The sequence below is a fragment of the Saccharothrix sp. genome, from assembly GCF_031180885.1.
GTDB lineage: Bacteria > Actinomycetota > Actinomycetes > Mycobacteriales > Pseudonocardiaceae > Actinosynnema.
Map to the genome: position 1 here is coordinate 22,225 of NZ_JAPSLK010000025.1, position 26,349 is coordinate 48,573.

Annotated in this window: 25 protein-coding genes, 1 tRNA gene and 1 riboswitch; of the genes, 15 read left to right on the forward strand and 11 right to left on the reverse strand. The window is 70.2% G+C overall.

The window, feature by feature from the left end; translation table 11 throughout:
* Nucleotides 1–7: 7 nt before the first annotated feature.
* The 3 genes from RIN75_RS25435 to RIN75_RS25445 are packed head-to-tail and all read right to left on the reverse strand — an operon-like array spanning nt 8 to nt 3,773.
* The gene (locus tag RIN75_RS25435) at nt 8–2,071 is read right to left on the reverse strand and encodes a 3-hydroxyacyl-CoA dehydrogenase NAD-binding domain-containing protein (protein WP_309114531.1); all 2,064 of its coding nucleotides are present in this window, start codon (nt 2,069–2,071) and stop codon (nt 8–10) included.
* Nucleotides 2,071–3,273: an acetyl-CoA C-acetyltransferase gene (locus RIN75_RS25440; protein ID WP_309114532.1), complete on the reverse strand. Its 1,203-nt coding sequence runs from the start codon at nt 3,271–3,273 to the stop codon at nt 2,071–2,073. The genes RIN75_RS25435 and RIN75_RS25440 overlap by 1 nt, the downstream gene beginning before the upstream one ends.
* A 56-nt stretch (nt 3,274–3,329) precedes the next feature.
* A complete protein-coding gene (locus tag RIN75_RS25445; RefSeq protein ID WP_309114533.1) occupies nt 3,330–3,773 on the reverse strand; it encodes a GNAT family N-acetyltransferase in 444 nt (147 codons plus the stop codon).
* A 104-nt stretch (nt 3,774–3,877) separates the two neighbouring features.
* On the opposite strand from RIN75_RS25445, the gene RIN75_RS25450 reads away from it, so the two are divergent.
* The 8 genes from RIN75_RS25450 (at nt 3,878) to glyA (ending at nt 11,170) form a co-directional block, all read left to right on the forward strand.
* Complete coding sequence (locus tag RIN75_RS25450; protein WP_309114534.1) at nt 3,878–5,026, forward strand: acyl-CoA dehydrogenase family protein; 1,149 nt, start codon at nt 3,878–3,880, stop codon at nt 5,024–5,026.
* The gene (locus RIN75_RS25455) at nt 5,026–6,156 is read left to right on the forward strand and encodes a CaiB/BaiF CoA-transferase family protein (RefSeq protein WP_309114535.1); all 1,131 of its coding nucleotides are present in this window, start codon (nt 5,026–5,028) and stop codon (nt 6,154–6,156) included. Before RIN75_RS25450 ends, RIN75_RS25455 begins: the two co-directional genes overlap by 1 nt.
* A gap of 388 nt (nt 6,157–6,544) precedes the next feature.
* On the forward strand, nt 6,545–6,706 hold the full coding sequence (locus RIN75_RS25460; RefSeq protein WP_170199802.1) for a hypothetical protein: 162 nt from the start codon (nt 6,545–6,547) through the stop codon (nt 6,704–6,706).
* Nucleotides 6,707–6,897: 191 nt separating this feature from the next.
* Nucleotides 6,898–7,386 carry a helix-turn-helix transcriptional regulator gene (locus RIN75_RS25465; RefSeq protein WP_121227042.1) on the forward strand — a complete coding sequence of 163 codons (489 nt, stop codon included), beginning with the start codon at nt 6,898–6,900 and terminating at the stop codon, nt 7,384–7,386.
* Nucleotides 7,387–7,697: 311 nt separating this feature from the next.
* A complete protein-coding gene (locus RIN75_RS25470; RefSeq protein ID WP_309114536.1) occupies nt 7,698–8,072 on the forward strand; it encodes a hypothetical protein in 375 nt (124 codons plus the stop codon).
* A gap of 21 nt (nt 8,073–8,093) precedes the next feature.
* Nucleotides 8,094–8,396 (forward strand): DUF3817 domain-containing protein, encoded by a 303-nt coding sequence (locus RIN75_RS25475; protein ID WP_309114537.1) that lies wholly within the window; start codon nt 8,094–8,096, stop codon nt 8,394–8,396.
* Nucleotides 8,397–8,488: 92 nt separating this feature from the next.
* A riboswitch (glycine riboswitch) is annotated at nt 8,489–8,581 on the forward strand.
* Between the two features lie 209 nt (nt 8,582–8,790).
* Entirely contained in the window at nt 8,791–9,891 is a 1,101-nt protein-coding gene (gene gcvT / locus RIN75_RS25480; protein WP_309114605.1) for a glycine cleavage system aminomethyltransferase GcvT, read from the forward strand.
* A 13-nt stretch (nt 9,892–9,904) separates the two neighbouring features.
* Nucleotides 9,905–11,170, forward strand: a complete 1,266-nt coding sequence (gene glyA / locus RIN75_RS25485) for a serine hydroxymethyltransferase (RefSeq protein ID WP_309114538.1) — start codon at nt 9,905–9,907, stop codon at nt 11,168–11,170.
* A gap of 100 nt (nt 11,171–11,270) precedes the next feature.
* Here the strand turns inward: glyA and RIN75_RS25490 are convergent, their stop codons facing one another.
* Both RIN75_RS25490 and RIN75_RS25495 read right to left on the reverse strand, forming a co-directional pair.
* Nucleotides 11,271–11,930, reverse strand: coding sequence for a hypothetical protein (locus tag RIN75_RS25490; protein WP_309114539.1), 660 nt, complete (start codon nt 11,928–11,930; stop codon nt 11,271–11,273).
* Nucleotides 11,931–12,043: 113 nt separating this feature from the next.
* On the reverse strand, nt 12,044–12,484 hold the full coding sequence (locus RIN75_RS25495; RefSeq protein ID WP_309114540.1) for a hypothetical protein: 441 nt from the start codon (nt 12,482–12,484) through the stop codon (nt 12,044–12,046).
* Nucleotides 12,485–12,525: 41 nt separating this feature from the next.
* On the opposite strand from RIN75_RS25495, the gene RIN75_RS25500 reads away from it, so the two are divergent.
* The gene (locus tag RIN75_RS25500; protein ID WP_309114541.1) at nt 12,526–14,580 is read left to right on the forward strand and encodes a prolyl oligopeptidase family serine peptidase; all 2,055 of its coding nucleotides are present in this window, start codon (nt 12,526–12,528) and stop codon (nt 14,578–14,580) included.
* A 53-nt stretch (nt 14,581–14,633) separates the two neighbouring features.
* On the opposite strand, the gene RIN75_RS25505 is transcribed toward RIN75_RS25500, so the two are convergent.
* From RIN75_RS25505 to RIN75_RS25520, 4 genes are all read right to left on the reverse strand, one after another.
* A complete protein-coding gene (locus RIN75_RS25505; protein WP_309114542.1) occupies nt 14,634–15,470 on the reverse strand; it encodes a spermidine synthase in 837 nt (278 codons plus the stop codon).
* Nucleotides 15,467–15,880 (reverse strand): adenosylmethionine decarboxylase, encoded by a 414-nt coding sequence (gene speD, locus RIN75_RS25510; protein ID WP_309114543.1) that lies wholly within the window; start codon nt 15,878–15,880, stop codon nt 15,467–15,469. The genes RIN75_RS25505 and speD overlap by 4 nt, the downstream gene beginning before the upstream one ends.
* Before the next feature lie 55 nt (nt 15,881–15,935).
* Nucleotides 15,936–17,123 carry a type III PLP-dependent enzyme gene (locus tag RIN75_RS25515; protein ID WP_309114544.1) on the reverse strand — a complete coding sequence of 396 codons (1,188 nt, stop codon included), beginning with the start codon at nt 17,121–17,123 and terminating at the stop codon, nt 15,936–15,938.
* Between the two features lie 74 nt (nt 17,124–17,197).
* Nucleotides 17,198–18,484: a metallophosphoesterase gene (locus RIN75_RS25520; RefSeq protein ID WP_309114545.1), complete on the reverse strand. Its 1,287-nt coding sequence runs from the start codon at nt 18,482–18,484 to the stop codon at nt 17,198–17,200.
* 88 nt (nt 18,485–18,572) lie between these two features.
* Here RIN75_RS25520 and RIN75_RS25525 point away from each other — a divergent pair, with 88 nt between their 5' ends.
* The 3 genes from RIN75_RS25525 (at nt 18,573) to pabB (ending at nt 22,121) form a co-directional block, all read left to right on the forward strand.
* Nucleotides 18,573–19,076 carry a SigE family RNA polymerase sigma factor gene (locus RIN75_RS25525; protein WP_309114546.1) on the forward strand — a complete coding sequence of 168 codons (504 nt, stop codon included), beginning with the start codon at nt 18,573–18,575 and terminating at the stop codon, nt 19,074–19,076.
* Nucleotides 19,073–20,020: a hypothetical protein gene (locus RIN75_RS25530; RefSeq protein ID WP_309114547.1), complete on the forward strand. Its 948-nt coding sequence runs from the start codon at nt 19,073–19,075 to the stop codon at nt 20,018–20,020. Before RIN75_RS25525 ends, RIN75_RS25530 begins: the two co-directional genes overlap by 4 nt.
* Before the next feature lie 91 nt (nt 20,021–20,111).
* The gene (pabB, locus tag RIN75_RS25535; protein WP_309114548.1) at nt 20,112–22,121 is read left to right on the forward strand and encodes an aminodeoxychorismate synthase component I; all 2,010 of its coding nucleotides are present in this window, start codon (nt 20,112–20,114) and stop codon (nt 22,119–22,121) included.
* A gap of 60 nt (nt 22,122–22,181) precedes the next feature.
* On the opposite strand, the gene RIN75_RS25540 is transcribed toward pabB, so the two are convergent.
* Nucleotides 22,182–22,523 carry an Lsr2 family protein gene (locus RIN75_RS25540; protein WP_309114549.1) on the reverse strand — a complete coding sequence of 114 codons (342 nt, stop codon included), beginning with the start codon at nt 22,521–22,523 and terminating at the stop codon, nt 22,182–22,184.
* A gap of 276 nt (nt 22,524–22,799) precedes the next feature.
* Here RIN75_RS25540 and RIN75_RS25545 point away from each other — a divergent pair, with 276 nt between their 5' ends.
* Both RIN75_RS25545 and RIN75_RS25550 read left to right on the forward strand, forming a co-directional pair.
* Nucleotides 22,800–23,081, forward strand: a complete 282-nt coding sequence (locus RIN75_RS25545) for a metal-sensitive transcriptional regulator (protein ID WP_309114550.1) — start codon at nt 22,800–22,802, stop codon at nt 23,079–23,081.
* A 50-nt stretch (nt 23,082–23,131) separates the two neighbouring features.
* Nucleotides 23,132–23,205 (forward strand) — tRNA-Leu (locus RIN75_RS25550).
* A 413-nt stretch (nt 23,206–23,618) separates the two neighbouring features.
* On the opposite strand, the gene RIN75_RS25555 is transcribed toward RIN75_RS25550, so the two are convergent.
* The gene (locus RIN75_RS25555; RefSeq protein ID WP_309114551.1) at nt 23,619–24,704 is read right to left on the reverse strand and encodes an RICIN domain-containing protein; all 1,086 of its coding nucleotides are present in this window, start codon (nt 24,702–24,704) and stop codon (nt 23,619–23,621) included.
* Nucleotides 24,705–25,082: 378 nt separating this feature from the next.
* Between RIN75_RS25555 and RIN75_RS25560 the strand changes: the two genes are divergently transcribed.
* Nucleotides 25,083–26,345: a tetratricopeptide repeat protein gene (locus RIN75_RS25560; protein WP_309114552.1), complete on the forward strand. Its 1,263-nt coding sequence runs from the start codon at nt 25,083–25,085 to the stop codon at nt 26,343–26,345.
* Nucleotides 26,346–26,349: the final 4 nt, after the last annotated feature.

Genomic DNA, 26,349 nt, shown 5'->3' on the forward strand with positions numbered 1-26,349 from the left:
CCGGCTGTCAGAACTTCTCGCCCTTCGCGGCCCGCTCCCGCAGCGAAGCCGCGGGACGGAACCGCTCGCCGTACGTGTCGGCCAGGTAGTCCGCCCGCTCGACGAACTCACTGACCCCGTACGAGTTGATGAACTGCAAAGTCCCACCGCTCCAAGGCGCGAACCCGAACCCGAACACACTGCCCACGTTCGCGTCGCCCACGGACCGCAGCACGCCCTCGTCCAAGCACCGCACCGTCTCCAGCGACTGGATGAACAGCAGCCGGTCCTCGACGTCCTGCTCGGTGACCCCGGCGTCGTCCCGCGCGTACCGCGCCAGGCCGGGCCACAGGAACTTCTTGCCGCCCTCCGGGTACTCGTAGAACCCGGCGCCACCCGCCTTGCCGGTCCGCCCTTCCGCGACCAGCTCCTCCAGCACCTTGAACGCCGGGTGCTCGCCCAGCGCGCCGGCCACCGAAGGGTCGTCGGCCAGCGTCTGGTCGCGGATCTTCAGTTGCAGCGTCAGCGTCACCTCGTCGGACACCGCCAACGGCCCGACCGCCATGCCCGCGCGCTTGGCCACGTTCTCGATCAGCGCCGGCCGCACGCCCTCCGCGATCATCGACACGGCCTCGGTGACGTACGTGCCGAACGTCCGCGACGTGTAGAACCCACGACTGTCGTTGACCACGATCGGGGTCTTGCCGATCTGCAACACGTAGTCGAACGCGCGCGCCAGCGTCTCGTCGGACGTCTCCGCGCCGACGATGATCTCCACCAGCCGCATCTTCGGCACCGGCGAGAAGAAGTGCAGGCCGATGAACTTCGTCGGGTCCTGCACCGCCTTCGCCAACCCCGTGATGGGCAGCGTCGAGGTGTTGGACGCGATCACGGCGTCGGGCAGCGCCACCGCCTCGGCCGCCGGCAGCACCTTGTTCTTCAGCTCGCGGTTCTCGAAGACCGCCTCGATGACGAGGTCGCAACCCGCCAGGTCGTCATCCGAGTCGGTGGGCGTGATCCCCGGGTTCCCGGCCGCGCCCCGCGTCGCCGCCTCCAGCGTCACGTCCTTCAGCACGACCTCGATGCCCGCCTTGGCCGACACCTCGGCGATCCCGGCGCCCATCATGCCCGCGCCCAGCACGCCGACCTTGGTCACCTTCGCGGCGTCCACACCGGACGGACGGGACCCGCCCGCGCCGATCTCGTTGAGCTGGAACCAGAAAGTCCCGATCATGTTCTTCGCCACCTGGCCGGTGACCAGCTCGACGAAGTACCGGCCCTCGATCGTCAGCGCGGTGTCGAAGTCGACCAGCGCACCCTCGACCGCCGCCGCCAGGATCTTCTCCGGAGCCGGGTAGACCCCGTGCGTCTTCTTGCGCAGCACGGCCGGCGCGGCGGCGAGCAGGCTGTAGACGTTGGGGTCGCCGAACTTCACGTCCGGCACGGTGTACCCGGGCTGGTCCCACGGCTGCACGGGCGCCGGGTTGGCCTTGATCCACGCCCGCGCCTGGGCGATCAGGTCCTCCCGCGACGACGCCAGCGCGTGCACCAGACCGGCCTGCAACGCCCGCTGCGGCCGGAGCTGCTTGCCCTCCATCAACAACGGCAACGCCGGCTGCACGCCCAGCAGCCGCACCAGCCGCGTCACGCCACCGCCACCGGGCAGCAGGCCCAAGGTCGCCTCGGGCAGTCCGATCTTGATGCGATCGTCGTCCAGGACCACCCGGTGGTGGCACGCCAGCGCGATCTCGAACCCGCCGCCCAGCGCGCTGCCGTTGACGGCCGCCACGACCGGCTTGCCCAGCTGCTCCAGCCGGCGCAGCTGGCCCTTCATGTCCTCCAGGAAGCCCAGCGCCTCGGCGGCGTTGTCCGGCGTGACCTGCACGAGCAGGTTGAGGTCGCCGCCCGCGAAGAAGGTCTTCTTGGCCGAGGTCAGCACCACGCCGGCGATCTCGTCGCGCACGGCCTCGACCTTCGCGACCGCCTCGCCCATCGCCTCGTGGTACTCGGCGTTCATCACGTTCGCCGAGCCCGACATGTCCATGGTCAGCGTGACGATGCCCTCGTCGTCGCGCTCGAAGTGGATAGCCATCAGACCCTCTCGATGATCGTCGCGATGCCCATGCCGCCGCCCACGCACAGCGTGGCCAGGCCCCGGCGCAGGTCCCGGCGCTCCAGCTCGTCGAGCAGGGTGCCCAGGATCATGCAGCCGGTCGCGCCCAGCGGGTGGCCCATGGCGATCGCGCCGCCGTTGACGTTGACCAAGTCGGTGGGCAGGTCCAGCTCGCGCTGGAACTTCAGCACCACCGACGAGAACGCCTCGTTGATCTCGAACAGGTCGATGTCCTCCACCGACAGCCGCGCCTTCTCCAGCGCCTTGCGCGCCGCCGGGGCCGGGCCGGTGAGCATGATCGTCGGCTCGCTGCCGACCACCGCGACCGACACGATCCGCGCCCGCGGGGTCAGGCCCAGGTCCTGGCCGACCCGCGCGTTGCCGATGAGCATGGCCGCCGCGCCGTCCACGATCTGCGACGAGTTGCCCGGCGTGTGCACGTGGTGGATGCGCTCGACGGTCGGGTAGCGGTCGATGGCCACGGCGTCGAAGCCCAGGTCGCCGTGGAACTGGAAGGACGGCTTGAGCCCGCCCAGGCCCTCCAGCGTGGTCTCCGGCCGGATCGCCTCGTCGTGGTCCAGCACCACGGTGCCGTTCTGGTCGACCACCGGCACCAGGGACTTCTCGAAGTACCCCTTGTCCCGCGCCAGCGTGGCCCGCTGGTGCGAGCGCAGCGCCCACGCGTCCACGTCCTCGCGGCTGAAGCCCTCCAGCGTCGCGATGAGGTCCGCGCTGACGCCCTGCGGCACGAAGCTCGTGCGCAGGTTGGTCTCCGGGTCGGCCGCCCACGCGCCGCCGTCGGAGCCCATCGGCACCCGCGACATCGACTCCACGCCGCCCGCGACCACGAGGTCCTCGAACCCGGACGCCACCTTCGCCGCGGCCAGGTTCACCGCCTCCAGGCCGGACGCGCAGAACCGGTTGAGCTGCACGCCCGCGGGCCGCAGGTCCCACCCGGCCGCCAGCACGGCGGTCCGGGCGATGTCCGAGCCCTGCTCACCGACCGGCGACACGACGCCGAACACCACGTCGTCGACCACCGACGTGTCCAGGTCGTTGCGCCGCGCCAGCGCGTCGAGCACCCCGGAGGCCAGGGTGATCGGCTTGACGCTGTGCAGCGAACCACGCTTTCCCCTGCCACGCGGTGTGCGTACCGCGTCGAAGATCAAGGCTTCGCTCATGACACCCACGGTAGGCAGCGCGGACGCCCAAGCCCATGACCGCGCCGACTGACTTATTAGCTCACCGCCAACTGCATCACCTCGCCGTCGCCGGAGAAGCCGAGCCGCTCGTAGAGCCGCCGCGCGGCGAGGTTGCCGCGGAACACCCGCAACTGCACGCGCCGCCACCCGTGCTCGCGCGCCCACGCCACCACGTCGCGCACCAGGGCCTCGCCGACGCCCCTCTTCCGGAACGACGGTTTGACCCACATGGAGTAGAGGTACAGCACGTCGTCGTGGTCCTCGTGGGGGACGCCCGCCACGAGCCCCACCGGATCCGGCGCCTCCGCCACCACTTTCACACCCCACTTCGGGTGCAGCAGCTCGCGCCACCGGTCCTCGTCGTAGTCCTGTTCCCGGGACAGGGCGGAGCCGAACGCCTGCGGGTCGCTGGCCAGCGCGGTGAGCCTGAGATCGCGCCAGGTCGCCCAGTCCCCCGGGGACAGCCTGCGGAGCTTCATGACCGCAGTGTTGCGCACGCCCTGACAATTGCGCTCACGATCTCGGGGCGACTGTGGGTGCGGCGGTCATGGCGGGCGGCCGGCGGCGGTGGGACCGTCGAGGCATGCCTACTCGCCGTTCACCGTGGATGACCGACGACCTGGACCAGCTCCGGCAGCTCGCCAGGACGTTCTTCGAGAAGGAATCGGTCCCCAACCAGGAGCGCTGGGCCGCGCAGAAGCAGGTCGACCGGGAGTTCTGGAACAAAGCGGGCGAACTGGGCCTGCTGTGCCTGTCCATCCCGGAGGAGTACGGCGGTGGCGGCGGCACGTTCGCGCACGAGGCGGTGCTGCTGGAGGAGCAGGCGCGCGCCGGTGACAGCGCGTGGGGCAACAGCGTGCACAGCGGCATCGTGGCGCACTACATCAACGCCTACGGTACCGAGGAGCAGAAGCACCGCTGGCTGCCGAAGCTCGCGAGCGGCGAGTTCGTGGGCGCGATAGCGATGACCGAGCCAGGCGGCGGGTCGGACCTGCAGAACGTCAAGACCCGGGCCATCCGGCGCGACGACGGGTACGTCATCAACGGCTCGAAGACCTTCATCACCAACGGCGCCCAGTGCGACCTCGTCATCGTGGTCGCCAAGACCGACCCGGGCCAGGGCGCGACCGGCATCTCCCTGCTGGTCGTCGAGACGGCGTCGACGCCGGGCTTCCGGCGCGGCCGGGTGCTGGACAAGGTCGGCCTGAAGGGCCAGGACACCGCGGAGCTGTTCTTCGACGACGTCCACGTGCCCGCCGAGAACCTGCTCGGCTCGTCCGAGGGCCAGGGCTTCATCCAGCTCATGCAGCAGCTCCCGCAGGAGCGGCTGATCATCGCGGTGGCGTCCATCGCGGGCATCGAGGCCGCCGTCGACCTGACCGTCGACTACGTCAAGGACCGCACCGCGTTCGGCCGGGAGCTGATCAAGTTCCAGAACACCCGGTTCACCCTCGCCGAGTGCGCCACAGAGGCCCGCGTGACCAGGGCGTTCGTCGACGAGTGCATCGAGGCGCATCTCGAAGGCAAGCTCGACGTGCCCACGGCGGCGATGGCCAAGTGGTGGTCCACCGAGCGGCTGTGCCGGGTCGTGGACGAGTGCGTGCAGCTGTTCGGCGGGTACGGCTACATGACCGAGTACCCGATCGCCCGGGCCTGGGCGGACGCCCGCGTCCAGAAGATCTACGGCGGGACGAACGAGATCATGAAGGAAATCATCGCGAGGTCGCTCTAGTGGGCGGGCCGCTGGCGGGGTTGAAGGTGGTCGAGCTGGCCGGGCTCGCGCCCGCGCCGTTCGGCTGCATGGTGCTCGCGGACCTGGGCGCGGACGTGGTCCGGGTGGACCGGGTGTCCGGCGGGCTGGAGGTGCCCGGCGACGTGCTCGGGCGCGGCCGGCGGTCCATCGGCGTGGACATCCGCCGGCCCGAGGGCGCGGAGCTGGTGCTCAAGCTGGTGGAGCGGTCCGACGTGCTGGTGGAGGGCTTCCGGCCGGGCGTGACCGAGCGGCTGGGCATCGGGCCGGCCCAGTGCCTGGCGCGCAACCAGCGGCTGGTCTACGGCCGGATGACCGGCTGGGGCCAGGACGGCCCGCTGGCCGACCGGGCGGGCCACGACATCAACTACATCGCCCTGGCGGGCGCGCTGGAGCCGATCGGCCGGGCCGGGCAGCCGCCCACGGTGCCGCTCAACGTCATCGGCGACTTCGGCGGCGGCGGGCTGCTGCTCGCGCTGGGCGTCCTGGCGGCCCTGTACGAGCGGGAGCGGTCCGGGCGCGGGCAGGTGGTGGACGCGGCCATGGTGGACGGCGCGGCGCTGCTGACGACGTTCCTGCACGGCATGAAGGCCGCCGGGGCGTGGGGCGGCGAGCGGGGCACCAACCTCCTCGACGGCGGTGCGCCGTTCTACGACGTTTATGCCACAGCGGATGGAAAGTTTGTCAGCATCGGCGCGCTGGAGGAGAAGTTCTACGCGGATCTCCTGGCACTGCTCGGGCTGGCCGACTCGGACGTGCCCAACCGGCACGACCCGGCCCAGTGGCCCGCCCTGCGGGCGCGGATCGCCGAGGCGGTGGCCACCCGGACGAGGGACGAGTGGGCGGCGCTGGCGGAGGGCAGTGACGCGTGCCTGGCGCCCGTGCTCGCGCCCGACGAGGCGCCGGCGCACCCGCACAACCGGGCGCGCGGGACGTTCGTCGAGGTCGGGGGCTTGGCCCAGCCGGGACCCGCGCCGCGCTTCGACCGCACCCCGGCCGGTGCACCGTCCGTGCCGCCCTCGGCGGGGCACCACACGAACGAGGTGCTGGCGTCCCTCGGACTGGGTGAAGCGGATATTGCGGAACTGCGACGGTCCGGTGTCGTGGGCTAATGCGAAAAGGGTGCGACTAATCGTCCGGAGTGGTGCCGGGAAATGGACGGCCGTGCCTCGGCCCAATGACACACGGTGCGTGTGTCGCGCAAGCGGGTGATGTGCTCTGCGATTGCCGACGAGTGGCGGAACCTCGGTGTCCGTGCTGGGGGGAGTGGGGCGAGTGGCCCGCACCCTGGTCATCGGCGGACGCCGGGGACCTCTTGATCGGCCGTTCGGGTGATGCGGGTCACGGGCCCCGCGTGGCAGCGTGCCTCCCGCTACCCCCGGTCGTGGGATCACGGCGGGTTCTGGGCTCATCGTCCGGGTGAATGAGGGACCATGTGGGGTAACACGGCGGGCGCGCGGGCCCGTCACCGCGCACCTGTGAACGGACGGAGAGACACCGGTGAACGTCAAGAAGGTGGTGACGCTGGCGGCCGTCGCGCTGCTGCTGTTCCTCCTGATCACCCAGCCCGACCAGTCCGCCGAGGCGGTCAAGACGGCCCTCGGCTGGCTGCGCCAGGGCGCCGAGTCGATCATCACGTTCGTCCGGAGCCTGTTCAACTAGTCCACCTGACAGATCATCAATGGTCTGCTCACCATCCGTGACGGGCTGCCTCCCCCGTTGGACCGTCTGGGTGGAATGAGGGCTATAACGTGCTGGTAACAGGGTTTTTGACAAACCAGGGTCTAGCGGTTGCCGGTACCCGCTAATACGGTGCGCTGCATTGGCTGATCTTCGACCGACGAGGAGGCAGAATGGTCGAGGACTCCGGAGTCGACGAGCTGCTGCGGCAGTGGGCGGCCGAGCGCTCGGACGACGCCGAGCTGCGCGAGGTGAACCGGATCAAGGACGAGTGGCTGGCCGAGGCCCCGCCGTCCGCGCCGGGCATCCCCGTGCAGCGGGCGAACGGCGGACCGCGGGGGCTGGTGAAGGTCGAGTCCGCGGACCCGGCCTACGTCGCGGCGATGCGGAAGCGGGCGCCCGAGGTGCCCGAGGTCCTGCTCGCCGCCGCCGCGAGCTACTGGCAGCTCGTGGGCGACCTGTCCGAGGCGGAGGCGTGGTGGGACGCGGGCATCAGCCCGTTGGACCAGCGCGCCCTCGACTACCGGGCCGCCGGGCTCACGCCCGCCGACCTGGGACGTCGGCTCGGGCCGATGACGGTGCTCCAGCACCTGCGTCGGGGCAGTGCGGCGGCCTGGTGCGTGGCCAGGTTGCAGCGGCAGCGCCGGGACGGCGTTGCGTGATGTCGAACGCGCCACGCGCGAGCGTGGCGCAGCGCAAGGGCGTCGCGCGGTGAGGGCGCGGCGTGGTCGGGACTAGCGTGATCCGGGAGGGCGGGCTCCTGTGCGGGGAGCCCATCCCGGTTGGCGGTCGCCTTGTCGGTGGCCCGAAGTACTCTTGAGGCGTGACCACCCCTCCTCCCCGCGAGGTCGCGTCGGTAGGTCGAGACTCATCCGACGACGATCACGCTTTTCGATCCGCGGCGGATCAGGCTCGAACTGCCGACCCCCGGGCGACCTCGCCGCGCGAGCGGGGCGAGCGCAATTGGACACCGGTGGCGATCGGCGCTGTGTGCTTGCTCTCGCTGGTGGTGTGCTGCGGGCTCGCGTACTGGCAGTGGGAGCGGTTCTCGCAGGCCGGTGGGACGTTCCAGAACCTCGGCTACGTCTTCCAGTGGCCCCTGTTCGGCCTGTTCCCGGCCTTCATGGTGTGGCGGATGCGCAAGCTCGCCGCCCAGCGCAGGGCCGAGGACGCCGCCGCTGTGGGCGCCGACACGTCCACGCAGGTGGTCGGGGAGCCGGTGCCGGCCGCTCAGGAGCCGGTCGTTACCGTGGAGCCCGTCAGGACACCCGCGCACGACGACGAGGACGACGAGCTGGCGGCCTACAACCGCTACCTCCGCGAACTCCACGCGCGGGACCAGCGGTGAGCGAAGGCGGTCGGTAGGGCGATGAGCGGTGCGTTGGGCCGGTTCCGGTTCATGGCTTACGTGGTCGGTGTGGGCCTGCTCCTGCTCGTGGCGGCGATGCTGGTCAAGTACGTGGGCGACAGCGACGGCATGATGAAGGTCGTCGGCCCGGTGCACGGCTTCCTGTACGCGATCTACCTCGTCATCACGGTCGACCTGGCGCTCAAGGCGCGCTGGTCGCTCAAGGGCACGGCCCTGGTGCTGCTCGCGGGCACGATCCCGTTCGTGTCCTTCTACGCCGAGCGCAAGGTCGTGGAGAGCGTCCGCCTCGAGCGCGCCCTGTGACCGTGTCGACCGGGTCTGTGTCGACCGGACCCGTGTTGACTGGTCTGGCCAGGCACAACTAGCGTCTGGCGGTACCAACTGAACACGGCCGTCGATGTCGCGCGGGAGAGTCCCCACGCACCACGGGGCGCCGAAGGAGCAACTCCTCCCCGGAATCTCTCAGGCACCGTCACCGCGCAGACGAAGGCAACTCTGGAAAGCAGGCGCCCGGCGCCTCGCCCACGGTGCAAGCCGCCCTCGCCGACGTGCGGGGTCGCGGTGAAGCTCTCAGGCTCATGACAGAGGGGGAGGCTCACTCGGACGAGGAGTCTCGATGGACCGTGTCATCCTTCGTAGCGGCAGGCCGACCCACCCGGTCGGCGACGCTGCCGTGCCCGCCTTCAGGGAGGACCCCGTGGAAACCCGCCGGACGCCGCTGCACGCCGAGCACGAGGCGCTGGGCGCCCAGTTCACCGACTTCGCGGGCTGGCGGATGCCGCTGCGCTACGACAGCGAGCTGGCCGAGCACCACGCCGTGCGCACGTCGGCGGGCCTGTTCGACCTGACCCACATGGGTGAGATCGTGTTGACCGGCCCGCAGGCCGGCGCCGCGCTCGACCACGCCCTGGTCGGCCACGCGTCCGCGATCGGCGTCGGCCGCGCCCGCTACACCATGATCTGCCAGGCCGACGGCGGCGTGATCGATGACCTGATCGTGTACCGCACCGGTGACCAGGAGTACCTGGTCGTCGCCAACGCCTCCAACGCGGCCGTCGTCTTCGACGCCCTGAAGGAGCGCGCCGAGGGCTTCGACACCACCGTCGAGGACAAGTCCACCGACTACGCGTTGCTGGCCGTGCAGGGCCCCAAGGCGGTCGCCATCCTGGAGGGCCTGACCGAGACGGACCTGTCGAAGGTCAAGTACTACGCCTCCTACCCGACCGAGGTGGCCGGCAAGCCCGCGCTGCTGGCCCGCACCGGCTACACCGGCGAGGACGGCTTCGAGCTGTTCCTGGCCCCGGCCGACGCCCCGCACGTGTGGCAGGCGCTCCTCGAAGCGGGCAAGCCGCACGACCTCAAGCCGGCCGGCCTGGGCTGCCGCGACACCCTGCGCCTGGAGGCCGGGATGCCGCTGTACGGCAACGAGCTGAGCACCTCCCGCACGCCCTACCACGCCAACCTGGGCCGCGTGGTGAAGCTGGACAAGCCGGGCGACTTCGTCGGCCGCGAGCCGCTGGCCAAGGTGGCCGAGGCGGGCGTCGAGGCCAAGCTGGTCGGGCTGAAGACCGAGTCCCGCCGCGCGCCGCGCCACGGGTACGCCGTGCTGGACGTCGACGGCACGGCCATCGGCGAGGTCACCAGCGGCGCGCTGTCGCCGACGCTGGGGTACTCGGTGGCGATGGCGTACGTGCCGCCCGCGCACGCCGAGCCCGGCACCAAGCTGTCCGTCGACGTCCGGGGCCGGCAGGAGCCCGTGGAGGTCGTCGCCCTGCCGTTCTACAAGCGCAACTCGTAGGGAGAGGTCCCACATGTCCGAGCACTTCAACACCTCCCTCGCGGAGTTCGACCCCGAGGTCGCCGACGCGGTCGCGGCCGAGCTGCGCCGGCAGCAGGGCACGCTGGAGATGATCGCGTCGGAGAACTTCACGCCGGTGTCGGTGCTCCAGGCGCAGGGCTCGGTGCTGACCAACAAGTACGCCGAGGGCTACCCGGGCCGCCGCTACTACGGCGGGTGCGAGAACGTCGACGTCATCGAGCGGCTGGCCATCGCGCGGGTCAAGGAGCTGTTCGGCGCGGGCTACGCCAACGTGCAGCCGCACTCGGGCGCGCAGGCCAACGCGTGCGCCATGTTCGCCCTGCTCCAGCCCGGTGACACCATCCTGGGCCTGGACCTGGCGCACGGCGGCCACCTGACCCACGGCATGCGGATCAACTTCTCCGGCAAGCTCTACAACGTCGTGCCCTACCACGTGTCCGATGTGGACGGGCGGGTGGACATGGCCGAGGTCGAGGCGCTGGCGCAGGAGCACCGGCCGAAGCTGATCGTGGCGGGCTGGTCGGCCTACCCGCGGCAGCTGGACTTCGCGGAGTTCCGCCGGATCGCCGACTCGGTGGGCGCGTACCTGCTGGTGGACATGGCCCACTTCGCCGGTCTGGTGGCGGCGGGCCTGCACCCGAGCCCGGTGCCGCACGCCCACGTCGTCACGACGACGACGCACAAGACCCTCGGCGGCCCGCGCGGCGGCGTGATCCTGACCAACGAGGCGGACCTCGCCAAGAAGATCAACTCGGCGGTGTTCCCCGGCCAGCAGGGCGGTCCGCTGGAGCACGTGATCGCGGGCAAGGCGGTGGCGTTCAAGCACGCCGCGTCCCCGGAGTTCGCCGACCGCCAGCGCCGCACGGTCGAGGGCGCGAAGATCCTCGCCGACCGGCTGTCCCAGCCCGACGCGGCGGCCGCCGGCGTGAAGGTGCTGACCGGCGGCACGGACGTGCACCTGGTGCTGGTCGACCTGGTGAACTCGGAGCTGGACGGCAAGCAGGCCGAGGACCGGCTGCACGAGGTGGGCATCACGGTCAACCGCAACGCCGTCCCGAACGACCCGCGCCCGCCGATGGTCACCTCGGGCCTGCGCATCGGCACCCCGGCGTTGGCCACGCGCGGCTTCGGCGCGGCGGACTTCGCGGAGGTCGCCGACATCATCGCGACCGCTTTGCAGCCTTCCGCCGATCTCGCTGAGCTGCGTTCGCGGGTCGAGGTGCTGGCCGCGAAGCACCCGCTCTACCCCAACCTGTAAGGGTGCGACCTCGCCGACCCGCCGGAGGCGGGTCAATTCAACACAGCGCATGACATGACCCCCGGCCCAACCCCAGGCCGGGGGTCATGTTCTTGGGGATTCAGGCTCCTGAGGGAACCGCCACACCGGGCGGCAGGCACTCCACGTTGCGCTTGCCGTCGGGCTGCACGACGAACCACGTGCCGCCCACGCCCTGGCCCTTCCACTGGCCCGGCGCCTCGTCCTTCGAGTACGTGTACAGCGCCCAGCCCGCCAGCGTCACCTGCTCGGTCCCGTCGGCCCGCTTCACCGTGCCGACCAGCGCCGGGTCGACGCCCTCCAGCTTCGGCGCGCCGTTGGCCAGCAGCGGCGGCCAGGTCTCCGCGCACTTGCCCTCGCAGTTGGACTTCGGCGGGTTCGGCGTGTCCTTGTCGAACCGGTACAGCGTGCGGCCGTCGCCGTCCTGCACGACATCGCCCATCTTCGGCACGCTCTTGGCCACCAGCGTGACGCCCGGCCCGGACGGCGCGGGCGCGGCCTGGCCGGCCGGGGTCTCCTCGGTCGTTTCGGCGGCGGGTTCCTGCTGCTCGGCGGGGGTCTCCGCGGCCGGAGGTGCCGGTGGGACGTCCCCGTAGTCGGCCTGCGCGGCGGCGCCCACCTGCTCGGTCTGCGCGACGTTCGTGCCCTGCACGCCGACCGCGTTGGAACTCCACATGACCAGCGCGAGCACGGCCGCCATGCCACCCGCTGCGGCGATGGCGATGCGGTTTCGTCGGATCACACTCAACTCCTCCTCGATGGCGTCGGTCGCTCACCGACGATTACGGCCCGGTCACGGGCGCGGTTCAGCGGCGGCCCAAGACAGGGGCTCCGGCGCGGTTAGGAGGAGTGCGGTCAGGACTGGAAGGTGACCACGTAGACGGTCACGTCCTCGGGGTGGCCGAGGTCCACCATGACCTTGCGGTTGCCGTCGATCACCCCGGCGACCTTCGTCGCCTTGTCCGGGTGCCACGTGCCGCTGTCCGGGAAGTCCTTGTCGGTGATCGTGCGCTGGTCCGGCACGGCCGCCTCGAACCCGCTGTTGGCCAGGAACCTCGGCACGGCGGACGCGGGCATCCGCAGTTGCGCCATCACCCGGCTCTCCAGCCCGCCGCTGAGCGACGTGCGGGCCGCCGACAGCAGGACCGTGCCCGAGGGCAGGCGGACCCCGGCGTTGGCCTCCAGTTCGGCCGCGGACTGGGGGCTGGTGGAGTCGGGCAGGAACCGGTCGTCGGCCGACCCGGACGACGAACACCCGGCCACCACCAGGGCCGCGGCGAGCCAGACCAGACGCATGGCCCGCAGACTAGCCGCCGCCGCCCGCCTAGGCTGTCCCGGTGGGCAACGAGATCTCCTTCCCGCGCCAGCAAGCGCGCACCCAGCGGTTCACCCTTGGCGCTCCCCGGAACTTCACCGTCGCACCCGACGGTGGCCACGTGTACTTCCTGCGCACCGCCGCGGCCACGAGCCGCGCGAACGGGCTGTGGGCGTTCGACACCGCCACCGGGACCGAGCGGTTGCTGGTGGACCCGAACGACCTGCTGACCGACCCGGAAGACCTGTCACCCGAGGAACGCGCGCGCCGTGAGCGCAGCCGGGAGCAGGCGGCGGGCATCGTGGGGTACGCGACCGACGCGGACTGCCGGCAGGCCGCGTTCGCCTTGTCCGGCCGACTGTTCGTGGTCGAGTTGGCGACCGGCGTGGTCCGCGAGCTGTCCGCACCCGGCAGCGTCATCGACCCGCGCCTGGACCCGACCGGCCGCCGCGTCGGCTACGTCACCGGCGGCGCGCTGCACGTCATGGACCTGGAGTCGGGCGAAGACCTCGTGCTCGCCGAGCCGGACGGCGCCGACGTCACGTGGGGCCTGGCGGAGTTCGTGGCGGCCGAGGAGATGGGCCGCTACCGCGGCTACTGGTTCTCCCCGGACGGCGAGCACGTCCTGGCCGCCCGCGTCGACAACTCCCCGGTCACCCGCTGGCACATCGCCGACCCGGCCAACCCGGCCACCCCCGCCGCCGAGATCGCCTACCCGGCGGCCGGCACGCCGAACGCGGTCGTCGAGGTCTTCGTCCTGGCGCTGGACGGCACCCGGACCCCGGTGGTGTGGGACCACGAGTCCTTCCCGTACCTGAACACGGCTACCTGGTCCGCCCACGGCCGCCCGCTCCTTCAGGTGCAGAGCCGGGACCAGCGCCGGGTGCAGGTCCTGGCGGTGACGCCCGACGGAGTGGAGGTCGTGGCCGACAACTCCGACCCCGTCTGGCTGGAGATCTTCCCCGGCGCGCCCGCGTGGACCCCGGACGGCAAGCTCGTGCAGGTCCTCCCGGTGGACGGCGCGAACCGCCTGGTGGTCGACGGCACCCCGTGGACCCCGGACGACTTCCAGGTCCGCTCGGTGGTCGAGGTCGCCGACGACGTCCTGGTCACCGCGTCCACCGACGACCCGACCCAGGTCCACGTCTACCGCGTCACGGCCGATTCGGTGGAGCGCCTGTCCACGGAGCCGGGTGTTTATGGCGTGGCACGTGGTGCTGACACGGTGGTCCTGTCGCGTAGCGGCTTGGACCACTTCGGCGCTAAGACGACCGTCGGCGGCCACGAAATCCCGTCCCACGCCGAAACTCCGGTCCTGACGCCGGAAGTCCGCCTGCTGACCGTGGGCGAACGCGACCTCCGCGCCGCTCTCTTGTTCCCCCGGGACCACGTGAAGGGCACCAAGCTGCCGGTCCTGCTGGACCCGTACGGCGGGCCGCACGCGCAGCGCGTCCTGTACGCCCGAAACGCTTACCTGGCTTCACAGTGGTTGGCCGACCAGGGCTTCGCGGTGCTCGTGGTCGACGGCCGGGGCACCCCGGGCCGCGGGCCGGAGTGGGAGCGTTCGATCGCCTTCGACTTCGCCGGCGCCACCCTCGAAGACCAGGTGGACGCGCTGCAAGCCGTTGCGGCGCAGGAAGAAGACCTCGACCTGACCAGGGTGGGCATCCGCGGCTGGTCGTACGGCGGTTACCTGTCGGCGTTGGCGGTCCTGCGCAGGCCGGACGTCTTCCACGCGGGCATCGCGGGCGCACCCGTGACGGACTGGCGCCTGTACGACACCCACTACACCGAGCGGTATCTGGGTCACCCGGACGAGAAGCCGGAGGTCTACGACAGCAACTCGCTGATCGAGGACGCGCCGAAGCTGGAGCGCCCGTTGATGATCGTGCACGGGTTGGCCGACGACAACGTCGTTGCCGCACACACACTGCGCCTGTCCTCGGCACTCCTGGCCGCTGGCAGGCCGCACACGGTGCTGCCGTTGTCGGGCGTCACGCACATGACCCCGCAGGAACAGGTGGCCGAGAACCTGCTGCTGCTCCAGGTCGACTTCCTCAAGAAGTCCCTGGCCTGAGCGAAAGGGCCGCTTCCCGCTGTCGGACAACGGGAAGCGGCCCTCGGCTCACGTCAGGCGTTGCGGACCTGGTACGGGGGGATCGAGTTGCCCAGCAGGGCCAGGTCGTCGATCGTCTCCGGCTGGTAACCGCACTCCTTCAGGCGCTCGGTCATCAGCGCGGTCGGGTCGGCGACCTCGTCCGCGCGGCCGAACAGGTAGGCCCACTCGTGCTCGTCGGAGCCGTAGTACGCCACCGTCGCGAACACGTCGTTGAAGCGCTGCCACATCCGCTTCAACGTGGTGTTGCGCCACATGGTCTGGCAGCCGGCCTGGGAGACCACCACGCCGCCCGGGGTGAGGAGGGCCTTGCACATGGCCAGGAACTCCTCGCCGTACAGGCGGTTGTGCTGCGCCTCCTCCTCGCGCTCGTCCGGCAGGTCCACCAGGACGATGTCGTAGCGCTCCGACGTCGTCCGGATGTACTCGTAGCCGTCGATGTACTGCACGCGGACCGGGCCGTCACCCTGCTCGGCCGCCGCCAGCTCCTCCGGCGTGTAGCCGTAGGGCAGGTGCTCGGCGCACAGCTTCACGGCTTCTTCGTCGATGTCGATGTGGTCGACCACCGACGCGCCCGCGGCCACCGCCATCTGGCACACCACGCCCTCGCTGGACCCGATGACCAGCACGCGGTCCACGCGGTCCGCGAGCAGGAGCGCCGGGACCATCAGCGCCTCGTGGTAGGTCAGCTGGCTGAACTCGGTGCTCTGCCGGTCGTCGTCGCAGAACAGCGACAACCCCTGGGCGGTGCGGGCGATCACCAGGTGCTGGAACTTCGTCTGGGTGTCGACGACGACCTCGTCGACCTCCCAGACCCTGGTCAAACCGGCCGCGAGCGGTTCGCGGATCAAGACGCCTTCTCCTCACCGACGAGCGCGGGGACCTGGGTGCCCCGGCTGATCATGTCCGTGCGTGCGGAACGGGCACCCAGCGCCTCGGCCAGGAGCTGCACCGCGAGCGCGGGCTTGGCCCGTGTGCCGCAGGTGAACACGTCCACGAACACCGCTCCGACTTCCGGATAGGTGTGGATGGACGCGTGCGACTCCGACAGCAGGGCCAGCACGGTGACCCCCTGCGGCTCGAACTGCTTGGAGACCACCTCCAACACCGTGGCATCAGCCTGGGTGAGCGCCTCGCCGAGGGCGTGTCGCAGGAACTGCTCGTCGTCGAGCAGTTCCGGGCTGACACCTTCCAGCTCGGCCAGCACGTGCTGTCCTGCGAACAAGCCAACCGGCTCGGATTCGCACGGGAGTCCGGACATCAATCACTCCAAACATCTTCAGAAGGGTGAAGCTTCGAACAAACCTTGAGCGCGCTCACCGCACGCAGTACGTGGCCAACGGCTCGAAGCCGTTGAACGCCACCGAGGAGTAGCTCGCCGTGTACGCGCCGGCGCACATCAGGTCGACGTGATCGCCCGCTCGCAGCTCCATCGGCAGCTCGTAGCAGGTGGTCTGGTACAGCACGTCGTCCGCGTCGCACGTCGGACCGGCGATCACCACGGGGCCCGTCGGCCCCTCGTCCAGGGAAACACCATCGCGGCTGGTTCGCAACGGGTAGGCGATCGCTTCGCCTTCCGTCTCCGCCAGACCGCCGTAGCGCCCGATGTCGAGGAACACCCAGCGGCGATCGTCCGAATAGGACTTCTTCGCCACCAGCACCACTTCGGAGCGCAGCACGCCGGACTCGGCGACCACCGCGCGACCGGGCTCGATCATCACCTTGGGCACGTCGTCCCCGAAGTGGCGGGCGAGTGAGGCCTTGATGCCGGCGGCGTAGTCGGCCAGCGACGGCAACGGGTCCAGGTAGCCCGCGGGCAGACCACCCCCGAGGTTCACCGTGCTCAGCTCGACGCCCTCGGCGCGCAGCTTCGCGGTGATCTCGGCGGCGTCGGCGATCGCGCCGTCCCAGCCGTCCGTGGCCAACTGCTGCGAACCCGCGTGGAATGCGACGCCCAGCGGCACCAGGCCCAGTTCCCCGGTCAGGCGCAGGAGATCCGTCGCCATCTCGGGCGAACAGCCGAACTTCTTCCCGAACGGGTACGTCGAACCCCGGCTGTCGACCTGGATGCGCAGCATGACCGACGAGCCGGGCGCGTGCTCGGCCAGCGCCCGCACGTCCTGCTCGCTGTCGGAAACGAAGATCCGCACGCCGCGCGAGTACGCGTAGGCGATGTCCCGGGCCTTCTTGATGGGGTTGCTGTAGGAGATGGTCCCCGGCGCGGCCCCGCGGGCCAGGCACAGGTCGATCTCGTTGGGGCTGGCCACGTCGAAGCTGCACCCCTCGGCGGCGAGCAGCTCGACCACCTCGGGCGTCGGGTTCGCCTTGACGGCGTAGAAGATCCCTACCCCGGGCAGGGCGTCGCGGATCGCGGTGAAGCGGTCGCGAACCGTGGGGAGGTCGATGACCAGGCAGGGCGTGCCGGGTTGCTCATGGTCCAGGAAACGACGAATACGAGCTGTTGCCTCGTGATCAAGCCGTTGGCCGGCAAAGCTCGTCTTCATCTCGCTAGGGGTCCCCCTCCGCAACCGCATGTTGGCACGGCCGTCCACTCTAAGCGGTTTCGGTGAAGATCGCCCTATCGGGACGCGAAGTTGTGATGCAGCTCCACCAACGAGATGTCGGGCGGGGCGCCCACGCGGACCGGCGGACCCCAGAAACCGGCCCCGTTGGTGGTGTAGACCTGCACCCCGTCCACCACCTCCAGGCCACTGCGGACGGGCTGCTGGAGGCCCACCGCGAGGTGGAACGGGAACATCTGCCCGCCGTGCGTGTGGCCGGACAGCTGGAGGTCCACGCCGTGCTTGGCGGCCTCGTGCGCCTGCACCGGCTGGTGCGCCAGCAGCACGACGGGACTGGCCGGGTCGCGGCCGTCCAGCGCCCGGGCGAAGTCCGGACCGTCCTGGAAGTTCGTGCCCGTCACGTCGTTCACACCGGCCAGTTCGAACGAGGCGCCCGCCCGTTCGATCCGCACCCGCTCGTTGCGCAGCGGGTGGACGCCCAACCGGTCGAGTTCGGCCAGCCAGGGCTCGAAGCCCGAGTAGTACTCGTGGTTGCCGGTGACGAAGTAGGTGCCGTGCGTGCTCACCAGGTCGCGCAGCGGCGCCGCCGCCTCGCCGAGCTGCTCGACCGTGCCGTCCACGAGGTCGCCGACGACGGCCACCAGGTCCGGCTGCAGCTCGTTGATCATCCGCACGATCCGCTCGGTGTGCGCGCGGCCGAGCAGCGGGCCGAGGTGGATGTCGCTGACGACGGCGATGCGGTATCCCGCAAGCCTCCGGTCCAACTTCGTCAGGTTCACCGGGACCGTCTTGATACGCGGCGCACTCAACGCCTCCGTCGCCCCGTACCCGACGATGCCGGCCGTCGCCACCCCACCCGCAACAGCCAGTGAACGTGCGATGAACAGCCTGCGACCTGCGTTGAATTGCCGCTCCTCCGTCGCGGCGGGCGAGGTCGCCCGAAAGTCGGCACGTCGGGCCTCGTCTTCCGACGATCGAAAAGCGTGATCGCCGGAAGACGAGGCCCGACCCACCGACGCGACCTCGCGGATGGGCACCTTCCGGCGGGTGGTCCGGTTGAGCGCCAGTCGCGGGATTTCCAGGACGCCGAACACCACGGCCAGGTAGAACACGCAGGCCAGCCAGATGTACCCCGGCCACGACAGCACCGGCGTCTCGACCAGCAGCCCGGCGATCATGAGGGCGAACAGCCCGACGACCGCCGCGGTGCCGATCCGCCGGGCCCGGCCGGGGGCGGTCGTGTTCCGCACGGCCCGCCGCCACACGTAGTAGTGCGCGGACCCCATCACGACCGTGAACAGCAACAAGAACAACAACGCCCGGCCTCCCAGAGTCTCTGGCAACCAGTCTCCACGAAACTCGTGAACGGGATGCAACCCGCCGGCCCGCCGCGAGCGTGACTAACCCGGTACCGCTGGATGGGGAGGACAGATGGGTGATCGGGACACCGCGTTCGCGGAGTACTTCGCGGCGCGGTCCGAGGCCATGCGCGGCACGGCGTACCTGCTGTGCGGCGACTGGCACCGTGCCGAGGACCTGGTTCAGGCCACGTTCACGAAGCTCTACGTGGCCTGGAAGCGGATCAACCGGCACGAGGCACTCGACGCCTACACCCGGCAGACGCTGGTCCGGACGTTCGTGTCCGACCTGCGCCGGGGCTGGTTCCGCAAGGAGCGCGTGAGCGACACGACGCCGGAGACCGCGAGCGTCGGTCGCGGGTCCGCGGAGGACCGGTTGGTGCTGCTGGCGGCACTGGCCAAGGTCCCGCCGCGGCAGCGCGCCGTCCTCGTCCTCAGGTACTGGGAAGACCTGTCGGTGGAGGAGACCGCCAGGGCACTGCGCTGTTCCGAGGGAACGGTGAAAAGCCAGGCCGCGCGGGGGCTGCAGACGCTGCGCGGCCTGATCACCCCGCAGCAGGGAGAAATGGTGCGATGAACGAGCACGAGCTGAAGAGCGCGTTGCAGGACGCGATGGTGGCGAGCAGCCCGCCGCCTCCGATGAGCCCCGAGGGCGCGGTGGCGGCCGGTCGGGCGGCCCGGCGCCGGCGCAAGACGGCGTGGACGGGCGGTGTGGCGGGGCTCGCCGTGGTGGCGATCGCCGTGGGCGCGGTGCTGGTGCCGCAGTTCACCGGCGGCGGCACCACCGAGGCCGGCGGACCACCGCTGACCACGACGGCTCCGCCCCCACCGTCGGCGTCGCCCTCGGTGTCGCCGACCGCGTCGCCGCCGCCCAGCGCCTCCGTCGACGCGTCGGGCAAGCCGGAGTGGCCGGACGGGCAGACCGACCGCACGGCCCGCTCCGGTCCGCGCGCCGACAAGTCCGTCCAGGTGCTCAACGACCTGGGCGCGTCCCTGCCGCCGACCTACGAGGCGGTGGACAAGGAGCCCCTGACCCCGGGCGACACGCCCGAGACCTGGCACGGCCCGATGCGCTACACCCAGTCGCAGTTCGAGGACTACTACGACGGTGACAAGCAGGTCTGGGAGTACATGGGCACCACGCCGGTCACCCAGGACGGCACGTCCGGCGTGGGCAAGCTGTGGATCTTGGTCCTCACCAAGGGCAACCGGTTCGCGGACGTCTCGTCGCCGTGCGAGGCGAAGCAGGCGGTGTGGACGATCAGCCGCGGCGAGTGCCGGCTGGTCGACGTCGACGGCAAGAAGGTCGCCCACCTGACCGCCGGGCCGTCCGGTGAGGGTCCGTACGACATCAACGGCATGGACGAGGCCGCCATCCACAAGCACGACGACGGCACGCTGGTCGTGATCGCGCAGAGCCGCGAGTTCCGCCGGTCGGGCCACCCGGCGCTGGCCGAGCTGCCGTTCACCGCCGACCAGCTCGCGAAGCTGGCGACGGAGCGGAAGTTCCACCTGGACTGAGTCGGGGAAGGACCTGCGGGGCCGGTCTCTCGCGACCGGCCCCGCAGGGGTACTCCATCCGGGTGTTTGGGCAGGTAGCCTGCTGTTTGCCATGCGGACCCTGCTCATCGACAACTACGACTCGTTCACCTTCAACCTGTTCCAGTACCTGGCTCGGGTGAACGGGCGGGAACCGGTCGTCATCACCAACGACGACCCGGGCTTCCGGCTGTCCGACCTGCGCCGGTTCGACAACGTGGTGATCTCACCGGGTCCCGGGCGCCCGCAGAACCGGGCCGACTTCGGCCTGTGCCGCTCCGTCGTCGAGCACGCCGACCTGCCGCTGCTCGGCGTGTGCCTGGGCCACCAGGGGCTGTGCCTGGCCGAAGGCGCCTCCGTGGGGCTGGTCCCGCCCCGGCACGGCGTGGTCGACCGGGTCCGGCACACCGGGGTCGACGTGTTCGCCGGGTTGCCGTCGCCGCTGACCGTGGTCCGCTACCACTCGCTGGCCGTCACCGACCTGCCGCCGTCGCTGGAGGCGATCGCCTGGTCGGACACCGACGACGTGCTGATGGGCGTGCGGCACCGGTCCCGGCCGGTGTGGGGCGTGCAGTTCCACCCCGAGTCCATCTGCACCGAGCACGGCCACGAGCTGCTGGCCAACTTCCGCGACCTCACCGGCGGATTCTCCGCCGCCACCCCCGAGCCGCTGGCCGTGCCCACGCCGCCCCCGGTGACGCACGAGGTGCTGGTGCGGCGGCTGGACGTCCACCCCGACCCCGAAGCGGTGTTCCAGGCCCTCTACGGGGGCTCTGAGGACGCGTTCTGGCTGGACAGCAGCCTGGCGGGGGAGCGGGGCCGGTTCTCGGTCATGGGGGACGCGAGCGGGCCGCTGGCCCGGGTGGCGACCTACGACGTGTGGACCCGCCGGGTGCGGGTGGGCGACGAGGAGTTCAACGGGCCGTTCCTGTCGTGGCTGGAGGCCGACCTGGCGGCGTGGCGGGTGGCCCGGCCCGACGTCCCGTTCGAGTTCGCGCTGGGCTGGGTCGGCTACCTGGGGTACGAGCTGAAGGCCGAGTGCGGCGGCGAGGCGGCCCACCGTTCGGAGCAGCCGGACGCGGCGTTCGTGTTCGCCGACCGGGCCGTCGTGTTCGACCACCACGAGCGGCGCACGTACCTGATGACGCTGTCCGACGACGGCTGGTTGGAGCGCACGGCCGCTTTCCTGACCGGTTTCACACCGCCCGCCGCGGCTGCCCCCGTCCCGGCCCGCGCCGAATCCGTCCAGCTCAGGCACAACCGGGCGCACTACCTGAAGCTGGTCGACGCCTGCCAGGAAGCCATCACGGCGGGCGAGACCTACGAGGTGTGCCTGACCAACATGGTGACCTGGCGGGGCGCGGTGGACCCGTGGGACGCCTACCGGTTCCTGCGCGCCGAAAGCCCCGCACCCTTCGGGGCGTTGCTCCGTTTCGGTGCTCTCTCGGTGCTCAGCACTTCACCCGAGCGGTTCATCCGGGTGGACCGGCGCGGTGTCGTGGAATCCGAACCAATCAAGGGCACCCGCCCGCGCGGCGCGACGCCCGCGCAGGACGAAGCTTTGCGCACAGCCTTGGCGACCAGCGAGAAGGACCGCGCCGAGAACCTGATGATCGTGGACTTGGTGCGCAATGATCTGGGCCATTGCGCGGAAGTCGGCAGCGTCGAGGTGCCCCGGATCTTCGCGGTGGAGACCTACGCGACCGTGCACCAGCTCGTCAGCACCGTTCGGGCGACACTTCGGCCGGGCAGTTCGGCGGTCGCGGCGGTTAGGGCGGCGTTCCCCGGCGGGTCCATGACGGGTGCGCCCAAGATCCGGACAATGCAGATCATCGACGGGCTGGAAGCGGGCCCGAGGGGTGTCTACTCGGGTGCGCTGGGCTACTTCTCACTGTCCGGAACGGCCGACTTCAGCATCGTCATCAGGACGCTGGTGGTGGACCGGGACAAGGTGAGTTTCGGGGTGGGCGGGGCGGTCATCGCCCTGTCCGACCCGGCGGAGGAATTCGAGGAGACGGCGGTGAAGGCCACCGCGCTCCTGCGCCTGCTGGGCACCGCCTTTCCGGGCCGCGCGAATCGCTGACCTGGGGTTTTCCCCTGCGGTCGGCGTCGCACGCCACCGCAGGGGATACGACACCCGGTATCAGGAAGCGTGCGCTTCCTGGAACTGCACCACCAGTCCCTGGGGAATCCGGCCGCGGTCGGAGATCTGGTGCCCCTGGGCCCGCGCCCAGTCCCGAATGGCCTGGGCCTGGGCCTTGTCACCGGCCTTTACCGTGCTCTTGCCGCTGCCCTTGCGCTGCTTGCGGCCACCCGCGCGGCGCGCCTTGGCGACGAAGTCGGCCAGGGAGTCGCGGAGCTTGTCCGCATTCTCCTTGGACAGGTCGATGGAGTACTCCACACCGTCCAGCGCGAAGGTCACGGTCTCGGCGGCTTCGCTGCCGTCGAGGTCGTCGATGAGTTGGACGACGGTCTGCTGTGCCACTGTTCCTCCGTGTGTGCTCGCATAGCGCGTGTTGCCGTCGACTTGTATCTGCGCCACACGCTCCGGTCGACACCATAGTGCACGGAAGGAATATCGCCTAACCTTTCGTCCCGAAAATGTGACTGATGCCCCCGGACGGGTCATTTCGGGACGTTAAGCACCACCCCCGAAATGTGAGGCCGCCCTTCGGACGTCCGCGTGGTGCCCGTCACACCCGGTCGAGTGGCCTATCCTGGAGCGCAGGGGTACCCGCCCAGGGTAGGAAGGCCGGGAGCGATGCACGGTTACACAGCGGACAAGGACGCGTTCCTCAAGCGCCTGCGCCGCATCGAGGGCCAGGTCCGCGGTCTCCAGCGGATGGTCGAGAACGACGAGTACTGCATCGACGTGCTGACCCAGATCTCGGCGGCGACCAAGGCCCTCCAGGCGGTCTCCCTGGGCTTGCTGGACGAGCACCTGAAGCACTGCGTCGCCCAGGCCGTGGCCGAGGGCGGCGACGTGGCCGACGAGAAACTGGCCGAGGCGACCGCCGCCATCACCCGCCTCGTCCGTTCGTGAACCCTGCGGTCAGCCTCTCCAGCCTGATCGAGTAGAGTGCAGACCGACCGGCCCCCGTAGCCCAATCGGCAGAGGCAGCGGACTCAAAATCCGTCCAGTGTGCGTTCGAGTCGCACCGGGGGCACTCACAGCATTCGCGCCGGCCTCCACGCCGTGCGGTTCCGGTCCTGGCGCGCTCCGTCTCCGGCCGGCGGGTCTCCGCGGGAAGCATGATCATTGTCGTGGCTTCGCTGTTTTGAACATCCACTGTGGAATGAGCGTTTCGCGGGAGCGGAGAATTCCGCCCCGACAGCGACCGGGCATCCGACCGCCGGCCGCGGTTCCGGCCAGCCGGAGACGTCCCAGACGCAGTCCTGATTGGACGCTGGTGGTGGTGCCGTCGGCGTTGAACCGCCACTGCTGGTTGCCCTGGCCTTGGAATGCACCGGGAGGCGATCGCACTACGGCGAGAGCCATCCCGGTCATCAGTGCCACGGCTATACGTGCAACGCCTCGAACTTCACCACCCCTCCTCTGAATGGACCCGTCGGTTACCGGTCAGAACCTCCACTGTTGGTTGGCCGCACCGGTGCAGGTCCACAGGTGGAGCTTGGTGCCGTTGGCGGTGCCGAAGCCGGAGGCGTCCAGGCAGAGGCCGGACAAGGCGCTGGTGATGGTGCCGTTGGCGTTGAGGTTCCATTGTTGGTTCGCGCCGCCCGTGCAGTCCCAGATGGCCGCCTGGGTGCCGTTCGTGGTTCCCCAGCCGTAGGCGTCCAGGCACTTGTTGCCGTAGACGACGAGCTGGTTGCTCGCGGTGTGAATCCAGGTCTGGTTGGAGCCGCCGTGGCAGTCCCACAGCTGGAGCTGGGTGCCGTTGGTCGTGGTGGCCGCGGGGACGTCCGCGCAGCGGCCTGACGGGACGCCCACGAGCTGCCTCGCGGTGCCGATGGCACCGGGCACCGCTTGCAGGGCCTCGTACCACTTCGCGGCCATCTTGTCGTAGCCGCCGGCCGTGGGGTGGACGCCGTCGATCAGGTCGGCGGTGGTGAGTGCCGAGTGCATGTCCACCAGGTGCACGCGCTTGCCGGCGTTGGCCTTGCTCTGGACCATGCCCGGGATCGAGGCGTTGAAGGTGCGCGCGAGGGACTCCTGCGACTGGTTGGTCAGCGGGATGATGGTGGCGACGAAGACGTCCGCGTTCGGGACGGTGGCGGTGATCTTGTCGACCAGGGCGGACAGGCGGGCCGGGGCGTTGGCCACGTCGTGGTTCTGGAGGACGTCGTTGGTGCCGATGTGCAGGAGTACGGTGCGCGGGTTGGTGTTGTTCAGCCACGTGACGACGTTCGCGTCGATCTGGTCGATGCGCCAGCCCGGGTGGCCCTCGTGGTCGTGGTCGCCCAGCGAGTCCGGGCCGTTGAACTGGGAGCCGACCAGGTCCACGCGCTGGTTCGCGGAACCGAACCGCTGCCACAGCCCGATGCGGTAGCCGCCCGGCACCTGCGTCCCCTCGGTGATCGAGTCGCCCAGGGGCATCACCCGGGTGCCGCCGTTGGACTCCGCGACCGCTGTCGGCGCGGTGGGCAGCAGCGCGGTGGCGAGCACCGCGGCGGCGCAGGCGATGAGCCGCCGTGACCTTCCCTGCATCATTGCCTCCACTCAAGTGTTTCGTTAGCGCTCACATTGGCGAGGTGGAGGGTCGGTTGTGTCAAGTGATTGATCCACTTGAGACGATTGTTGCTCCATGAGTGGCGAACGAGTTCGTGTTACGGGGCAGTAGGTTTGTTCCCGTTGTCTTGATAGGGCTTGACGGTCTTGTGGCCGGGATGTGGTGGTGTTAGCGTTCACAGCACGCTCGACCCGCTGACCTGCGGGCGCGGGGCGGCTACCACGACGGCCCGTCCCGCGCCCGTTTCCACTGCGCGCCGGCGCATATCGGCGGCATAAGCGAAAGTGCATACCGGCTCGCTACAACCAGTCCTCTTCACTTGGAGCTGATCTTCCAGGTTCGAGAGGGGTGGCGTGGTGAGCGGTCAGGGGATGTGGGATCGGCGGTCGGCGTTGCGGGCTGCCGCGGTGATGGCCGGGGTGGCCGCGGTCGTGCCGTTGGCGGGGGAAGCCGCGGCGGAGGAGACGAGCGCCGACGCGTTGTTCAAGGCGGGGAAGTTCGAGGAGGCCGGCCGGGCTTACGAGGCCGTGCTCCGGAACGATCCGACCGACGTGCACGCGGCCCGGCAACGCGGGTACGTGGGCTTGCTGTCCAACAGGTTCGCCGACGCGGAGAAGTACCTCGGCATGGCCCTCGCCTTGGCACCGCAGGATGTGGCGGCGAACCGGTTGATGGCCGATTGCTACACCCGCCAGGACAAGCTCGTCCGGGCGGCACCGCACTGGCGGGCGGCCGGCAAGGAGGCCAACGCGAAGTGGTTCGAGGCGGTCGACGGGGAGCCCTACCAACTCAGCGGTGAGGTGGCGCGCCTGCCGTTGCAGCAGATGGACCCGATACCGCTGCTGGCGGGCTCGATCAACGGCGGACCGCCCAAGCGGTTCTCGTTCTACACCCGGATCGCGTCCCTGAACGTGTCGGCGAAGACAGCCGCGGAAGCCGGGTTGCGCGCGGTCGGCGAGGAGATCGAGTTCAACGGCAGAACCGTCTGGAGCTACTACGGGTTCGTGGATTCCTTCCGGCTCGGTGACGTCGAACTGCGCAACGTCCCGGTGCGCTGGTCGGACGGCGAAGCCATGCCGGGATCGGGTGACGGCATGATCGGGACGTGGATCTTCTACCACTTCCTGACCACGTTCGACTACGCGGGCCGATCGCTGATCCTGCGCCGCCGGACACCTGAAACCGCCGCCCGAGCAAGTGCCGGCGCAGAACGCCTCCCGCTGTGGCTGGCCCGTGAGCACTTGACCTTCAGCCGGGGCAGTGTCGCCGACTCCGGAGAACGGGTGGTGGCCCTGCACATCGGTGGCGTCGGCAGCAACGTCGCGGGCATGTACGAGGGAACAGCCAGACAACTCCGCGTCCGCACGGATTACGAACGCCCGGAGGAGTCCTTGGCCGGCGGCCAGCCCGTCATCGTCTACCCGTGCTACCCGAAGGAAGTCCGGCTCGGCACGGCCAACGCCATCGGCAGCTACTCCGTGGCGAGCGCGAACAACCTCCACACGGGCCACGGCTTCGACGTGCTGGCCGATTTCGCCCACAGCTTCTTCAAGCCCTACAACATCACCCTCGACTTCGTCGACATGAACGTCCACATCGGCCGCGGCAAGGCCGCCTGAAAGC

Bases quoted from the DNA above. Each gene is read 5' to 3' on its own strand.
- RIN75_RS25435 (WP_309114531.1), bottom strand. From the start codon at position 2,071: ATGGCTATCCACTTCGAGCGCGACGACGAGGGCATCGTCACGCTGACC.
- RIN75_RS25440 (WP_309114532.1), bottom strand. From the start codon at position 3,273: ATGAGCGAAGCCTTGATCTTCGACGCGGTACGCACACCGCGTGGCAGG.
- RIN75_RS25445 (WP_309114533.1), bottom strand. From the start codon at position 3,773: ATGAAGCTCCGCAGGCTGTCCCCGGGGGACTGGGCGACCTGGCGCGAT.
- RIN75_RS25450 (WP_309114534.1), top strand. From the start codon at position 3,878: ATGCCTACTCGCCGTTCACCGTGGATGACCGACGACCTGGACCAGCTC.
- RIN75_RS25465 (WP_121227042.1), top strand. From the start codon at position 6,898: ATGGTCGAGGACTCCGGAGTCGACGAGCTGCTGCGGCAGTGGGCGGCC.
- RIN75_RS25475 (WP_309114537.1), top strand. From the start codon at position 8,094: ATGAGCGGTGCGTTGGGCCGGTTCCGGTTCATGGCTTACGTGGTCGGT.
- glyA (WP_309114538.1), top strand. From the start codon at position 9,905: ATGTCCGAGCACTTCAACACCTCCCTCGCGGAGTTCGACCCCGAGGTC.
- RIN75_RS25495 (WP_309114540.1), bottom strand. From the start codon at position 12,484: ATGCGTCTGGTCTGGCTCGCCGCGGCCCTGGTGGTGGCCGGGTGTTCG.
- speD (WP_309114543.1), bottom strand. From the start codon at position 15,880: ATGTCCGGACTCCCGTGCGAATCCGAGCCGGTTGGCTTGTTCGCAGGA.
- RIN75_RS25515 (WP_309114544.1), bottom strand. From the start codon at position 17,123: ATGAAGACGAGCTTTGCCGGCCAACGGCTTGATCACGAGGCAACAGCT.
- RIN75_RS25525 (WP_309114546.1), top strand. From the start codon at position 18,573: ATGGGTGATCGGGACACCGCGTTCGCGGAGTACTTCGCGGCGCGGTCC.
- RIN75_RS25530 (WP_309114547.1), top strand. From the start codon at position 19,073: ATGAACGAGCACGAGCTGAAGAGCGCGTTGCAGGACGCGATGGTGGCG.
- pabB (WP_309114548.1), top strand. From the start codon at position 20,112: ATGCGGACCCTGCTCATCGACAACTACGACTCGTTCACCTTCAACCTG.
- RIN75_RS25545 (WP_309114550.1), top strand. From the start codon at position 22,800: ATGCACGGTTACACAGCGGACAAGGACGCGTTCCTCAAGCGCCTGCGC.
- RIN75_RS25555 (WP_309114551.1), bottom strand. From the start codon at position 24,704: ATGCAGGGAAGGTCACGGCGGCTCATCGCCTGCGCCGCCGCGGTGCTC.